We start from the raw sequence: 12918 nt of genomic DNA, 5'->3' as shown, positions 1-12918 counted from the left end.
TTCTGCACTCTTTTGCGACTCCGCGCAACCTGCTAGCTGCGTCTTCGGCGCAAAAGAAAGGGCCAGCCGGCAAGAGCAGATCCTGCCTTGAACGCATCACGACGCGATGCCTTCAAGGCAGGTGAATCTGCTCTATTCTTAGATGGAGAGCGGATTCAAACGATTAGGGGGAAGCGCGCGGCGCTTCCCCCTAACGGTGATCAGCTCGGGCCGGCTGGCCCGTCATCCGCCATGGTCGTGCGGTCTATTCGATTTTCACGAAGAAGACGCAGGCGACGTCGCCATCGGTGAAGTTGTGGACGCCGGCATTGGTGCGGCAGTCATTGCCGCCCTCGGACTGGATATCGCCCGTGATACCGCTGCCGTCGTCGAAATTGTTGTCCAGCTCGCCCGCCTGGGCGCCGCTCAGGATATCGCGGGTGCTGGCGACGCCGTTCAGGCCGCCGGCGCGGAAGAAGTTGGTGTCCTGCGAGCCCTGGTTGACGTCGTCGTTGTCGGCCTGGACTTCGCCGTTGCCGGCTTTGCTGTCGGGGATGGGATCGTTGACCGAAACACCGGAGATCAGCTCAGCGCGAACCAAATGCTCGAAAAACAGCGGGCCTTCGCCGTTGCCACCGTTGCCGTCGATCAGGCCGTCGCCGTCGCCGTTGGCCGAGGCGTTCAGCACGGTCGTCGCCTCGTCGAAATCGCCGGGCAGCGAGCCATAACGATCCTTGAAGATCTGGGTCGCCGTCTTGTAGCTGTTCATCTGCGTCATCAGCGACTTCAGCCGCGCGCTTTCGATCAACTCCTGGCCCTTCAGGACGGCGCCGATCAAAAGCCCGATGATGACAAGAACGATGGAAAGCTCGACCAGCGTAAAGCCGCGTTCGGAGCTGTGTCTGTCGTTACCCACGTTACCCTGCATGGTTTCGGATCCTCGCGTTGGTCTCTGTGCCGGCTTGCCGGCTGTTTCACTGTGATACGAAGTCGATCGCGCCTTGCTCGACTTGCGACTGTCCCAAAACGGCACAGACGCAACGCTCTCGTTCTCCTCGAACCTACTCTTTAGGGCTAATCCTTTGGGGGGTCTTCGCTATCTGGCGTTGTGCGGTGTCAGATTTACAGATTGAGGAGTTCTAGCTCTAAACTGACCCTGCCAGTCGCTGAAAACTCATGCTGCAGCGCACAAGATTCGATATTGAATCAAGACCTTAGGGGAAGAACCGAAGATTCTACTACGATCGACAGGGTAGGCCGGCGGCGGGGTCCGACAGCCGAAACGGGCTATTGGCTCGGCGCCTCGCCGCCGTTCTGGCGAAACGCGGTCGGCGTCTGATCGGTCACCTTGCGAAACACGCGGTTGAACGAGGCCAGGCTGTTGAAGCCGACATCAAAGGCGATCGAGCTGACCGGCTCGTCGGTGGTGCGCAGCAGGTACTTCGCTTCCTCGACCCGATGGTTGTTGATGAGGTCGCTGAAGCTCATGGCGAAGCCGGTGTTGATGATCCGCGACAGCTGGTGTTCGGCGATGGCGAGCTCCTGGGCCAGATCTTTGCGGCTGTAGGAGGCCTCCTGATAGACCTTGTCCAGGGTCATCAGCTCGTTGATGCGCTCGACCAGCTTGATTTCCTCGTCGTTGAGCGGTTCACGCTCGCCGTCACGCCCCTTGTCACGGCTGGTGCGGATCGTGACGGCGCCGCCATAGACCCGGAACAGGGATGAGATCAGCAGGTAGATCAGCGTCAGTTCCAGGACGGTCGTGACGAACACCGCCTCGCTCTCGTTCAGCACCTCGAAGGCGCTCAACAGGTTCACCGCCAGCAACGAGATGATGGCGCCGATCAACGCGATGACGATCCAGTACTTCTCCTTGCCCATGCTCTGGGTCAGGAGCGACTTGAGATCGCGCGAGATCACCGCGACCAGCAACAGCAGAATGGCGACGCCGGCGATAACCCGGAACAGCGAGAACATCGGGTAGGGCTCGACGCAGAAGCTGCCATCGGCGCCCAGGCAGATGGTCTCGGCCTGGACGGCGACATTGATCGCCGGCACCGCCAGCAGCGGCAGGCCCAGGATCAGCCAATGGGGCGAGGCGGGAATGCGCCGCTTCGCCAACTCGATGACCATCAGGTACATCAAGGGCGGCACCGCCGTTTCTACGAACAGATAGACGCCGTTCAAGAACGGGCTTTCGCCGATCTCCGTCAAGGTCATCAATAGCTGGACGCCGAAACCGACGGCGATCGCGGCGAACAGCATGACCGGCAGGGCGGCGAAACGGTAATCGTCGGTGCGGACCAGCGTCAGCGCGATGACGTAAACGCATTGCACCACGCCGACGAGCTGCAGGATCTGCGAGAGCGAGAGTGTAATGTCGTTCATGTTCCGTCCGTTTCGCCGGATGCGGCGCCGGGCTCGGTCATGCCGTCACCCCCGTCGCGTTCGATCCGGTCGATCATGAAGAATAACAGATTGAGCTCGTCTTCCGGCAGATCTGGGTTCTCTTCCAAGAGCGCGCGCAGCAGCACGAGCGCGGCGTCGCGTTCGCCGAGATCGAGCTGGATGAAGGCCGGCAGATGCTGCACGTAGAACGGCGCATTCTCGATTTTGCCGTCGGCCGCGAGCTCGGCGAGCGCCAGCGCGCGGTCAAGATCGTTAAGCCGGTAGCGCGCCAGATAAACCGCCTCGACCAGCCACCGCCAACCGGTTTCCGGGTCGGCGAGCGCGCGGGCTTCCAGATAGTCGACGATCAAGGCGGCATCGGCGACCACTGGCGTGCGGCCATACCAGTAGGCCGCCAAGAAGGGCACGGCGCCGGAACGCGGGTCGAGCTCGTCGAGCAGGAACAGCCAGGCGACCAGCACGTCATAGTCGAAATCGCGCAGATAGATGGTGTCGCCGTCGGCGACGCCGGCATGGGTGATCTCCAAGACGCCATGACGGAAAAAGAACTGGTCGTCGCCCAGCGCAAGCACGCTCGCGACCTCGCGTGGTGGCGGCATGGCGAGCGTGTCGTCGATGTCGTGGCGCGCGATGGTCTGGGTCGCGAGCGCCACCTGCGCGGCCAGCAGCAGCGCGATGAGGGCGAGCGTCAGGCGTTGGCCGGCCATCAGAACCGCCGCCGCCGGAAGTCGAAAATCGTCGCGGCCAGCAGCAGCGCCGTATAGATCGCCGCCTGCGCGACAATCAGGCCGGCCGGCAGCTCGGCCGGCATGCCATAGTTGAGCCACCAGGTCTGGCCGAACAGGTCGAGCCGCGGCATGATGAAGCCGAACACATAGACGGCATAGCCGATGAACGCGCCGAGCGTGGTCTCTTGCAAGATGGACCAGTCGGCCTCGGCGATGTTGACCAACAGGCCGGTCATGCGCGCCAGGAGATAGAAACCGAAACTCGCCATCACCGAGGCGACCGCGCTCTTCAGCGTCAGCGCGAAGAAGAGGCTGACCGCGACGACCAGCAGGGACTCCAACATCAGGCTGATCATCCACAGAAGAAGGCCGGCGCCTTGTGGCAACGCGGCAATCGGCAGCACGACGGTCGCGAGCAGCGCCAGCAGCACAGCGACGCCGGAAAAGCCGAGCCAGTAGATGATGACGAACTGGGCACGCGAGATCGGCCGCGACAGCATAAGATCGATTTCGCGGTTATCGTAGCTGCGCTGCACGTGAAAACAGACAAAAAGGATCAGGCCCATGGCCAGGATCAGCCGCGTCATGAAACCGGCATAGGCCAGCGACATCTGGCCCTGTTCCAGCGCCGTCGCGTCGCCCAGGAAAGCGCCAAGCAGGGCCGCCAAGACGAGCGCGACCGCCACACCGATCAGCAACCGGTCGCGCACGGCTGTCAGCACGATATAGCGGAACGTCGTAACCAAGGCTTAAGACCCAACTTCCCCTTTAACCCGAGCGCCCTAAACCCGCCGCTTGCCCAACCCCAGACAAGTCCGCCGACGAACGGCCGCGATCCTAGAATGTGAGCGGTCGCGGGTCGATGGCGAAGGTGTTGTAGAGATCGATATCCGCAGGCGCCGGCACCGGCTGGGGCACGATGGTCGCGCGCAGGAAGATGACGAGTTCGCGGACCTCGCGATCGTCGTCATTCGACTTGAAGGCGTTGCCGACCCACGGGATGTCCTGGAAGCCGGGCAGGCCGGCCTCGTTGTTCTGCGCGGTCTCCTGCATCAGGCCGCCCAGGATGATGACCTCGCCCGATCGCGCCGTGACGATGGAGTCGAACTCGCGTACCTCGACCACCGGGACCTGCGAGACAACCGTGTTGTTGGATTCGATCGAGACCGCGGGATCGTCAACGAATTCGACAATGTTGGACAGTGTCGGGCGCAAACTCAGCGTCACGCGGTCGGTGTCCAGATCGATCGACGGCTGCACCAGCATGACCAGACCGATCGGCACCGTGTTGACCGTGCTTTCGACCGTCTCGGTCACGACGCCCTGGGTCGTGTTGGTTTCGAACTCCAGGGTGAAATAGACCTGGTTCTGGGCGACCTTCAGAACCGCCGGCTCGTTGTTGGTGATCGATAGGCGCGGATTGGCGAGCGTGCGCGTGGTGCCGAACTCGCTGATCAGGTTGACGACCGCGTCGACATCGCCGCCAACAAAGCTGAGTTGAGCCAGATCCGGCGAATTGTTGGGGATGTTGGCAAGGCCGGTGTTCAACAGGAAACCCGCCTGGCCGCCCAGCATGCCGACCACCACGCTCCAGTCGACGCCGCTGCGGAACTGATCGCTCAGCTGGACTTCCAACACCTTGGCCTCGACCACGATCTGGGACGACGAGCGGATGATCAGCTCGCGCAGGTAGTCCTGCACCAGGCGGTGCTGGCGCTGGGTCGCGAAGACGGAGAGCAGCCCGCTTTGGCGATTGATGGAGAAGTCCTCGACCGGCTCGGCGACCGCGTCGGTCACTTCCTCGCCCTCGCCGTCCAGGGTCGGTTGGACCGAAGCAAGCTGGATTTCCTCGATTTCTTCGGCTGGCGAGGAATTGGTCAGGATCTGGCGCACGTTGGTCGCCAGTTCGCCATAGAAGTCGTTCTCTGTGACCTGCTCGATGCGGGCGGCAGAGCCGTTGCTGATCGCGTTGTCGCCGACCGAGGAGAAGACGTCGGTGAAGATATCGACCGAACTCGTTGCGCTGCGCGCGGCGGCCAGATGCTCGACCTTGTAGGTCGCGTGATAGGGCCGGTCGATCTCGATCCTCAGGATACCGCCCTTGTATTCGTAGCGCAGGTTGGCCATGGCCGAGATGCGGTCGATGACCTCGATGAACGGTCGGTTCTGGGCACTGAAGATGATGCCGCCTTCGATCGCGGGATCGAGTTCCAGGTCGACCTCGGCGGCGCGGGCCAGCTCGATCAGCACGTCGCGGATCGGCACCGTGTCGACGACGGAGATCGAGACGAGCCGGCTTTCCGGACCCGTCGCTGGCACCGGTACGGCCAGGGCCGGCATCAGATCCGGGATCGGCGGCGCTTCCGGCGCCAACGCGCCGCTGGCGTCCGGCGGGGTCGCCGAGGTGCCAATAATGTCTTCGTAATCGGCCTTGGTGAGGCCGGCTTCGGGATCGTGAAAGTCGCCCAGCGGTTTGTCGCACGAGGCGATCAGAAGCGACGCAACCGCGATCGCCGCCAGCGCCAACCGTGCGCGCGGCAGTGACTTGGTGTAGGTATCCGTTCTGAACGACACCACCCCGAACCCCAATACAATCCGTTACCGATTCCATATACATTAGAACTTAAGGATTTGGAACCAAACCGTTGGGACTCTTGATTCTTTCTGTTGTCGGGCGATGCATTTTCGCCACGCCGGCCAGCCATACGGCCGAGCGATGACCGTGCTCGGGGCACTCTCGGAAGGGGTATTGATTACCCTTTTAGGGCTAGTTTTTGGCAGTTTCGCAACCATGTTGACCCATCGGCTGCCGCGCGGCGAGAGCTTTCGTGAACAGCGTTCACGATGTTCGTCCTGTGGGGCGCCGCTTTCGGTCCGGGATCTTGTTCCGGTTTTGTCCTGGTTGTCGTCGCGCGGTCACTGCCGCCACTGCGGCGCGGCGATCGGCCTGCGCTATATCGCCATCGAGATCACGACGGCGATCGCCTTTCTGGCCGCTTGGCTCGATTATGGTCTCGTACCCGCGTTCCCCATGCTGGCGGCGCTCGGTCTTATCCTGATCATGATGGCGGTGATCGACCTGGAGCACGGCTACCTGCCGGATCCCCTGCAGATCGCGGCCGTCGTTCTGGCGCCGGGTTGGTGGGTGGCGCTGGGCGATCCAATTGGCGCGGGCGCCATGGGCCTTGCCGCGGCACTTGTCCTGGGCGGCGCTGGTATGGCGTTGCGCTGGGTCTACCGCCGGTTCCGCGCTCGCGAGGGCCTGGGCCTCGGCGACGTCAAGCTGATGGCGGTGGCGGGCTTATGGATCGGCTTGCCGCTGATCCCGGCGTTTCTCGTGTTGGGCGGCCTGGCCGGCATCGTCCTGGCGCTTCTCTGGCGCGGTGCCGGGCGTGGCCGCGTCTTTCCCTTCGGGCCCGCCCTGGCGCTTTCCTGTTACCTCTGCCTGCTGTTCCCGGTGGTTATCTAGCGCGTGGGCTGGTGCAGCTACCCGCGCTAGCGGTCTACGACCTAAGCACGATCCCAATCGAAGCCGATCAGGAGACAGCCGGTTTCGGTGCGGGAGTTGTGGTGGCTGCCGGGGGCGTAGGTCACGAGGTCGCCGCGCTTTAGGACGGTGCCGTCACTCTCGATCAGCTCGCCCTCCAGGATCAGAAACTCCTCGGTGCAGCCGTGGGTGTGGGCGATGGTTTCCGCGCCCGGTTGCATCCGCATGACGTAGATCCCGCGCTTGCTGTCGTTGCTGTAGCTGCCCAGCAACACACTCATGTCGTCCTGCACGGGCCCCTCCATGTCATAGGGGCCAAACGTGTCGTCATAAACGTTAACGATGGAGCGTAGAGGCTGGGTCATGGCGCTGATCCCTCCGGATTTGGGCTATTTTGGTATCGTGAAGGCCGAAAACTGCCCTGTCGACGGTCTCTAGCGCGAAAGAGTCCCAAAAGGCACGGATGTAGTGGGCGTCACACGACAGTTTTGGCCATCAGCCGCGATAATCGCCGCTTCCAAGGGTGATTGGGGATATCTATGGAAACGATCATTTTTTCCATATTCGGCTATCTGCTGATCGGCATACCCGTTGCCGTGATGTTTAACCGAATTGGCAAAACCTGGGCATGGAGCCTGCTGGTTCTCATTCCCTATATTGGCTTGCCGATTGCCGCCGTGATTTTGGCGGTCTCTGACTGGGAACCGCGCGGGAGGCGAGCATGACTCCGGACGCAATGGCTGGCGGCATGCTCATCGTCGTCGCGTTGATCATTATTGTGCTGCCCGTTCTGCCCTTCTTCTGGGTCTTGAAGAAGATGGGCCGCACACCGTGGTGGGGCGTTCTGCTGTTTGTGCCCCTCGTCAACGTCGTTATGTACTGGGTCTTCGCCTTCTGGCGCTGGCCGTCGGTCGACGGCTACCAGTACACCGCGCTCGAGTTCGATTAGCGCATCGCCCGGTCGTCGTCCGGGTCGACATTGAGATCCATGACCGGCGCACTCTCCAGGTGCGTCGGTCATGTTCGTTCTGGCGGTGGCGCTTAAGAGGCCGCTGCCTGAAGTTCGGCGAGCATCGTGTCGAGAATGTCGGCGCCGCTGCCCCAGCCCTTGTCCATGCCGGCCATGGCGCCGGCGAAACAGGCGATCTCTGCCTCGGTGGCGTCGAGCGGCACCATGGTCAGGCGGACCTTGGTCTGGGCGCCCTGGTCTTCAAACGTCACTGTGGTCAGCAGCACGCGCGGCCAGTCGGCCATCATGGGATTGGTGACGATGTTCCAATCGGCGTCGGTCGATGAGTGGTGCCAGACCAGCTTCTCCTCGGGCACGACCTCCTGAAACACCATCTTGCTGCGGTCGGATTTGTCGCCCCAGCGCATCTCGTTAAGCCATGCGCCACCGGGCTTCAGGTCGAACCCGTGAATGATTGTTTCGACGCCCGGGCCGTACCAGCGGGCCAGAAGCTCGGGGTCGGTCCAGGTGCGCCAGACCATGGCGCGCGGCGCGTCGAACATGCGGTCGAAAACGTACGTGGCTGTGTCAGGCATGGTCCTCGTCTTTCTGATGGCTGCGTTTCATATCGGTCAGAAGGTCGTCGAGTTGATCGAAACTGGCGCCCCAGAACGCACGGAAACGCTCCAGCCACGCCACGGCGTCCGCCATGGTCTCGGCCTTCAGGCGGGCCGGACGGCGCTGTTGGTCGATATCGCGCTCGATCAAGCCGGCCCGTTCCAGGACTTTCAGGTGGCGCGAGACGGCAGGCTGGCTCATGGAAAACGGCGCCGCGATCTCGTTGACCGAGGCCTGACCGTCGGCCAGCCGGGTCAGGATGGCGCGGCGCGTCGGATCGGCGAGTGCTGAGAACACGGCGTCCAGGTTGGCCGGTGCCTGTTCATAACGAGATAGTTCCATAACGTATATGTTATATATTGTCGCATAGAGTGTCAAGCCGACTGGACAGCCGCGCGCCCTCGACGCGACACTTGTGCCCCCCAGGGAGGTGAGGCGATGTCGCTGTTCCTGATTGTTCACATGATCAGCATCTACGTGCTGTTTGGCATTCCGATCGCGATCATGTTTGCGCGTTCGGGCGCCTCATGGGCGTTCAGCCTTTTCGTGCTGCTACCGATCATCGGCCTGCCGATCGCGCTGTTGCTTCTGGCGAACCGGCCGTGGCGGCGGGAGGTCGCATGATGGGTGTCCTCTCGATCCTCCATTGGACGCTGATGTTTTGGCTCATCCTCTTCCTGCCGTTCTTCTGGGTATTGAAGAAGATGGGCCGCTCGCCGTTGTGGGGACTGCTGGCCTACGTGCCTATCGCCAACATCGTGCTGTTCTGGGTCGCGGCGTTTTGGCGCTGGCCGTCCATGGAAACCACGCCGGAGGACCTGGAGTCGTTCGACTAGAGCTGTCGTTCAGAACTTGCCGTTGTCGTTCTTCCACGCGCTGCGTGGCGGGATCGCCTCGACGGTGTTCCAGTGTTCGACGACTTTGCCGTCTTCGATGCGCACGAGATTGTAGAATGAGGTGTGCACGCCGTTCCGGAATCCTTCGCTGACGGTCAGGACAAAACTGCCTTCGGCAAGGACGCGATGGATGCGGTCGTACTGGATCGCGAAACCCGTCTCCGACCGTGTTTCAAGTGCAGCACGAAGCGCCTCGGCGCCGTCGGCAAGGTGCGGGTCGTGTTGGATGAGACATCCGTCGTTGACGTAGCTCTCCAGCGTGTCCAACTGGCGATGCACGAGAACCTCATCGACAAAGGCGCGCGCGATCTCGCGGTTCGTCTCCGTCAACTCACGGTCAGTCGACTCAATCACGCCGTCGACCATGGTGCGGCCCGACGGGTTCGGGCCCTGGCGCTGTTGGATGTTGTCCCAGTGCTCGACGACGCGGTCACCGTCGAACCGGAACACTTCGAAACCGATGTTCGAGCGTGAGAAGTCATACTCGGTGTGGCCGAAAACGAAGTCGCCGTCTTCGAACGCGCGCACGACGTTGACGCGCGGCGAGGTCTTCGACAGGCGCTCGAAGAGCACCTCCAGACCCTCGCTGCCCTTATGGGTCTGCGGGTTATGCTGGATGTAGCGTTCCTGATTGACGACGGCGATAGGCCCGGGGTCGCCGGTCTCGATACTCTTCAACAGCGCGCGGATCTGGTCTTTTCTGTTCGGCATCGAAGGCTGTCCCCGCGTAATCGACCATGTGCCCATGGCGCCGTGGCGCCCGGGTTGTCGAGTTTACGGGGGAAGAGCCTAGTAGACGACCGTGACGTCGTAGCCGGCGTCGGCCAACTGGTTCAAAAGGCCGTTGTCGCCGGGCAGGTGCAGCGCGCCGACGGCGACGAACACACCGCCGTCCTTCATCAGGGGCAACAGCCTTTCGGCCATGGTGTCGTTGCGGCTGATGATGAGGTTCTGATTGAAGTCATCGAGGACGTCACTGCCGACGCCCGCCGCCATTTCGTCCTGGGTCAGTTGCTGAAGGCCGGCGAGGTCACGGTCGAGATAGAGATCAAGTGTGTTGGCGAACATGCGGTCGACGTCCGCTTTGTTTTCGACTGTCGCGCGCAGCAGTTCGAGCTGGTGGTCGAGTTCCAAGCCTTCCAACGCGGCGATCTGTTCGTGCGGTTCTTCCAGCGCCAAGAGCTTCTTGTTCTGGCGCCGCGCCTCGTCCTGCAGCCAGGCATCGAGCATGGGATGGCCGAGCGCCTGGCGCTGGGTCTCCTCCGGCGGCGCGCTGAACATGGCGATCAGCGCCCAGGGTTTGATCAGGTTCAAGACGGAAGGGATCAGGCCGTAGGTGGCAGCGACATCGCTGGTCGTTGCGAACAGTTCCTCACCGGTAAGCTGCTTCAAGGACGTGCCGTCGGTGAACATCATGGCGCCGGCCAGTTCGGCTTGCAGCTCCGGCGTCACAATCAGCTCAAAGACCGCGGTCTTGCTTTGGGCGAGCGCGCCGGTCACGGGCTTGGGCACGTCCAAGACACGTTCGTCGGTGACGTGCACGGTGCCGAAGACGAAGCTGGGCGGCAGGCCCTCGCGCTCGACACGCCACAGAAGGCCGCGGTCGAAGTTCGTTTCGGCCAAGGCGAGCGGCGATGTGACAACCAAAAGCAAAAGGGCGCTGAGCTCGCGCGTGACGTATCGTGCCGTGCGGGTCATCGTTCGGTCCCGGCAGTCCATTCAAGAACGTCTGGCTCTATACATGCGATGGGAACTGGCGCTTTGCCAGTGTCGGCCCTCACAATGGCGTCAGGCCCCTGCGTAGGGCCGGGACACGCAACCTCCGTCGCGGAGTTGTCTGCGGCTTCGCGTGTAGGTTATCGGAACGCGCCCCGACCCCGGATTTATTGTAGTGATGTTTGACCCCGCCACAAGCGGCCTGGGAACCGAAGATATCGCGCGGACTCAGGCGCTTGCTGGGATCATCGAAGCGAAAGGCTGGCGCGGCCAACCGTCGAGCCATTGGGAGAAGCAATGACATTCCCGGCCTCGAGGCGGTCCAAGCTCTCGCCGAGCGCCGCGACGAGAACGGAAAAACGGCTGAGAGCCTGGGCCAAAGCGCCCACGTCAGCGTCGTCCTCGCCCAGAAGTGAACGCAGGCGCACGCTGTCGATCAGCCGCCCCGCCGCATCCGGACCGATGGGCGCCATGACATAACGGCGGTCGTTGTCGGCGTCGCCCAGGGCGCCATCGAAGGCGAGCGTGACGACGGGACCGAACTGGTCATCGCGGATCATCAAGAAGACCAGCGGCGGATGCCCGCCGGCTGACGCGGCATCGGCAGAAGACGCGATACCGAAGTCCGCCACGAGGGCGAGCGCGTCGTCGTTGGACGGTGTGCCTGCGGCGAAGCGTTCGCGCCAACGGTCAATGGCGGCCGGGTCGGCCGACACAACACCAATGTCAGGGGACAACATGTCGCGATCGCGCCACGTCATCGCGTGGCGGATGGCGGTCAGGCCCGATTTTGTGCCCGACAAAACGACGAGGCCAGCCTCGGCCATCTCCAGACCGACCTCCATGAAGCCGGAGGTCGGCATGTTGATGAGAACGCCGACCGGTTTGTCGGTGCGCTTGGTCGCCTCGACCAGGGCCTTGGGATAGCCCTCCTTGACGTTCGGGCTCCACGTCATGTCACCGCAGAAGACGACCATGCCGGTACCGTCGTCGCCCGCCATCAGCGCGAGATACTCCTCGAAATCTTCCTCGTAGTTGTCGGCGGTGCCCCAGGCGTCCAGCGGGTTGACCGGCTCCAGCGCATGGTTCAGGCGCGGGCGCAACGCCTCTTGTGTCGCCGGCGACAACGCGGTCAACGGCGTGCCTGAGCTGTCTGCCAGATCAACCAGCATCTCGCGTTCGCCGCCGGAATCGAGCACACAGGAAAGACCGCCATCGGCGACATCGCGCGGGTTCGAGAGCAGGGTCAAGAGGTTGGCCATGTCGTCCATGGTGTCGACGCGCATGACGTCATAGCGGTCGAACAGCGCCTGATAGACGTTGTCGTCGCCGGTGATGGCGCCGGAGTGAACGACCGCGTAGGCGGATGCCAGGTCTGTACGCCCGACTTTCATCGCAACGATGGGTACGCCCTGCTTGCGCGCCTTGTCGAGCGCGGACGTCATGGCGCCGGGATCGCGCGCGGTTTCCATGAAGAGCGCGATGACACGGGTCGAGGGCAGGGCAAGCGCATAGTCGATGTAATCGGCCATGGTGCCATTGATCTCTTGCCCGCACGAGACGATGAGGTTGCAGGCGTAACGGGGATCGTTGAGTCCGATCTCCGAAAACACGGTGCCGGAATGGGTGATGAAGGCGACATTGCCGCCGCGTTTCATCTTGGGCACCGCGTTATAGATCGTGACCGGCAGCCAGGCATCCATGTTGAGGTAACCCATGCCGTTGCCGCCGCAGACTGGCATGTCGGCCTCGGCCGCCATGGCGCGCAGTCGTTTCAGGAGGCCGCGATCGGTTTCGTCATCCAGATAACAGCTGTCGAAGATGGCACAGGCGCGCGCGCCAAGCGCGATGGCGTCGGCCATCTGCTGTTCGATGCGGATCGAGTTGACGCCGAGCACCGCGAGGTCGACAGGTTCCGGCAGGTCGGTGAGCGACGCAAAACAGGGGACGCCCTGAACCTCGTCATACTTGGGGTTAACCGCGTAAAGCGGTCCGGCGAACCCGGCGTCCTTGAGGCCCGCCACCATGCCGTGGCCGACCGTGCCGGCCCGGTCGGAGGCGCCGACCAGCGCGATCGAGCGCGGCGTCAACAGGGGGTCGAGACGATGTCCGGTCATGGGCGTGATCCCTGGCAAG

The 12918-nt window shown here is 62.7% G+C and carries 16 protein-coding genes; 5 read left to right on the top strand and 11 right to left on the bottom strand.

From position 1 onward, the window contains the following. Positions 1 to 244: 244 nt before the first annotated feature. From AAF563_02530 to AAF563_02510, 5 genes are all read right to left on the bottom strand, one after another. Complete coding sequence (locus AAF563_02530; protein MEM7120124.1) at positions 245 to 907, bottom strand: type II secretion system protein; 663 nt, start codon at positions 905 to 907, stop codon at positions 245 to 247. A gap of 359 nt (positions 908 to 1266) precedes the next feature. After that, a complete protein-coding gene (locus tag AAF563_02525) occupies positions 1267 to 2367 on the bottom strand; it encodes an AraC family transcriptional regulator (GenBank protein MEM7120123.1) in 1101 nt (366 codons plus the stop codon). Next, a complete protein-coding gene (locus AAF563_02520) occupies positions 2364 to 3095 on the bottom strand; it encodes a hypothetical protein (GenBank protein ID MEM7120122.1) in 732 nt (243 codons plus the stop codon). Before AAF563_02520 ends, AAF563_02525 begins: the two co-directional genes overlap by 4 nt. Beyond that, positions 3095 to 3862, bottom strand: coding sequence for a hypothetical protein (locus AAF563_02515; protein MEM7120121.1), 768 nt, complete (start codon positions 3860 to 3862; stop codon positions 3095 to 3097). The genes AAF563_02520 and AAF563_02515 overlap by 1 nt, the downstream gene beginning before the upstream one ends. 91 nt (positions 3863 to 3953) lie before the next feature. Beyond that, positions 3954 to 5690, bottom strand: a complete 1737-nt coding sequence (locus AAF563_02510) for a type II and III secretion system protein (GenBank protein MEM7120120.1) — start codon at positions 5688 to 5690, stop codon at positions 3954 to 3956. A gap of 103 nt (positions 5691 to 5793) precedes the next feature. Here AAF563_02510 and AAF563_02505 point away from each other — a divergent pair, with 103 nt between their 5' ends. Continuing rightward, entirely contained in the window at positions 5794 to 6585 is a 792-nt protein-coding gene (locus AAF563_02505; GenBank protein MEM7120119.1) for a prepilin peptidase, read from the top strand. A gap of 41 nt (positions 6586 to 6626) precedes the next feature. Here AAF563_02505 and AAF563_02500 read toward each other — a convergent pair whose 3' ends face one another. After that, positions 6627 to 6968: a cupin domain-containing protein gene (locus tag AAF563_02500; GenBank protein MEM7120118.1), complete on the bottom strand. Its 342-nt coding sequence runs from the start codon at positions 6966 to 6968 to the stop codon at positions 6627 to 6629. A gap of 174 nt (positions 6969 to 7142) precedes the next feature. On the opposite strand from AAF563_02500, the gene AAF563_02495 reads away from it, so the two are divergent. Then, positions 7143 to 7328, top strand: coding sequence for a hypothetical protein (locus AAF563_02495; protein MEM7120117.1), 186 nt, complete (start codon positions 7143 to 7145; stop codon positions 7326 to 7328). Beyond that, the gene (locus AAF563_02490; protein MEM7120116.1) at positions 7325 to 7552 is read left to right on the top strand and encodes a hypothetical protein; all 228 of its coding nucleotides are present in this window, start codon (positions 7325 to 7327) and stop codon (positions 7550 to 7552) included. Before AAF563_02495 ends, AAF563_02490 begins: the two co-directional genes overlap by 4 nt. A gap of 92 nt (positions 7553 to 7644) precedes the next feature. Here the strand turns inward: AAF563_02490 and AAF563_02485 are convergent, their stop codons facing one another. Beyond that, on the bottom strand, positions 7645 to 8148 hold the full coding sequence (locus AAF563_02485; protein ID MEM7120115.1) for an SRPBCC domain-containing protein: 504 nt from the start codon (positions 8146 to 8148) through the stop codon (positions 7645 to 7647). Next, a complete protein-coding gene (locus AAF563_02480; protein MEM7120114.1) occupies positions 8141 to 8512 on the bottom strand; it encodes a metalloregulator ArsR/SmtB family transcription factor in 372 nt (123 codons plus the stop codon). Before AAF563_02480 ends, AAF563_02485 begins: the two co-directional genes overlap by 8 nt. A 96-nt stretch (positions 8513 to 8608) precedes the next feature. Between AAF563_02480 and AAF563_02475 the strand changes: the two genes are divergently transcribed. Then, a complete protein-coding gene (locus AAF563_02475) occupies positions 8609 to 8794 on the top strand; it encodes a hypothetical protein (GenBank protein ID MEM7120113.1) in 186 nt (61 codons plus the stop codon). Continuing rightward, positions 8791 to 9006: a hypothetical protein gene (locus AAF563_02470; protein ID MEM7120112.1), complete on the top strand. Its 216-nt coding sequence runs from the start codon at positions 8791 to 8793 to the stop codon at positions 9004 to 9006. Before AAF563_02475 ends, AAF563_02470 begins: the two co-directional genes overlap by 4 nt. A 9-nt stretch (positions 9007 to 9015) precedes the next feature. Here the strand turns inward: AAF563_02470 and AAF563_02465 are convergent, their stop codons facing one another. The 3 genes from AAF563_02465 to AAF563_02455 form a co-directional block, all read right to left on the bottom strand. Further along, entirely contained in the window at positions 9016 to 9777 is a 762-nt protein-coding gene (locus tag AAF563_02465) for a nuclear transport factor 2 family protein (GenBank protein MEM7120111.1), read from the bottom strand. 78 nt (positions 9778 to 9855) lie between these two features. Next, the gene (locus AAF563_02460; GenBank protein ID MEM7120110.1) at positions 9856 to 10764 is read right to left on the bottom strand and encodes a TraB/GumN family protein; all 909 of its coding nucleotides are present in this window, start codon (positions 10762 to 10764) and stop codon (positions 9856 to 9858) included. A 263-nt stretch (positions 10765 to 11027) separates the two neighbouring features. Continuing rightward, entirely contained in the window at positions 11028 to 12899 is a 1872-nt protein-coding gene (locus AAF563_02455) for a CoA-binding protein (GenBank protein ID MEM7120109.1), read from the bottom strand. Between the last annotated feature and the right edge of the window lie 19 nt (positions 12900 to 12918).

It is taken from the genome of Pseudomonadota bacterium, assembly GCA_039028155.1.
GTDB lineage: Bacteria > Pseudomonadota > Alphaproteobacteria > SP197 > SP197 > JANQGO01.
This window is presented reverse-complemented; position numbering and strand designations above follow the sequence as displayed.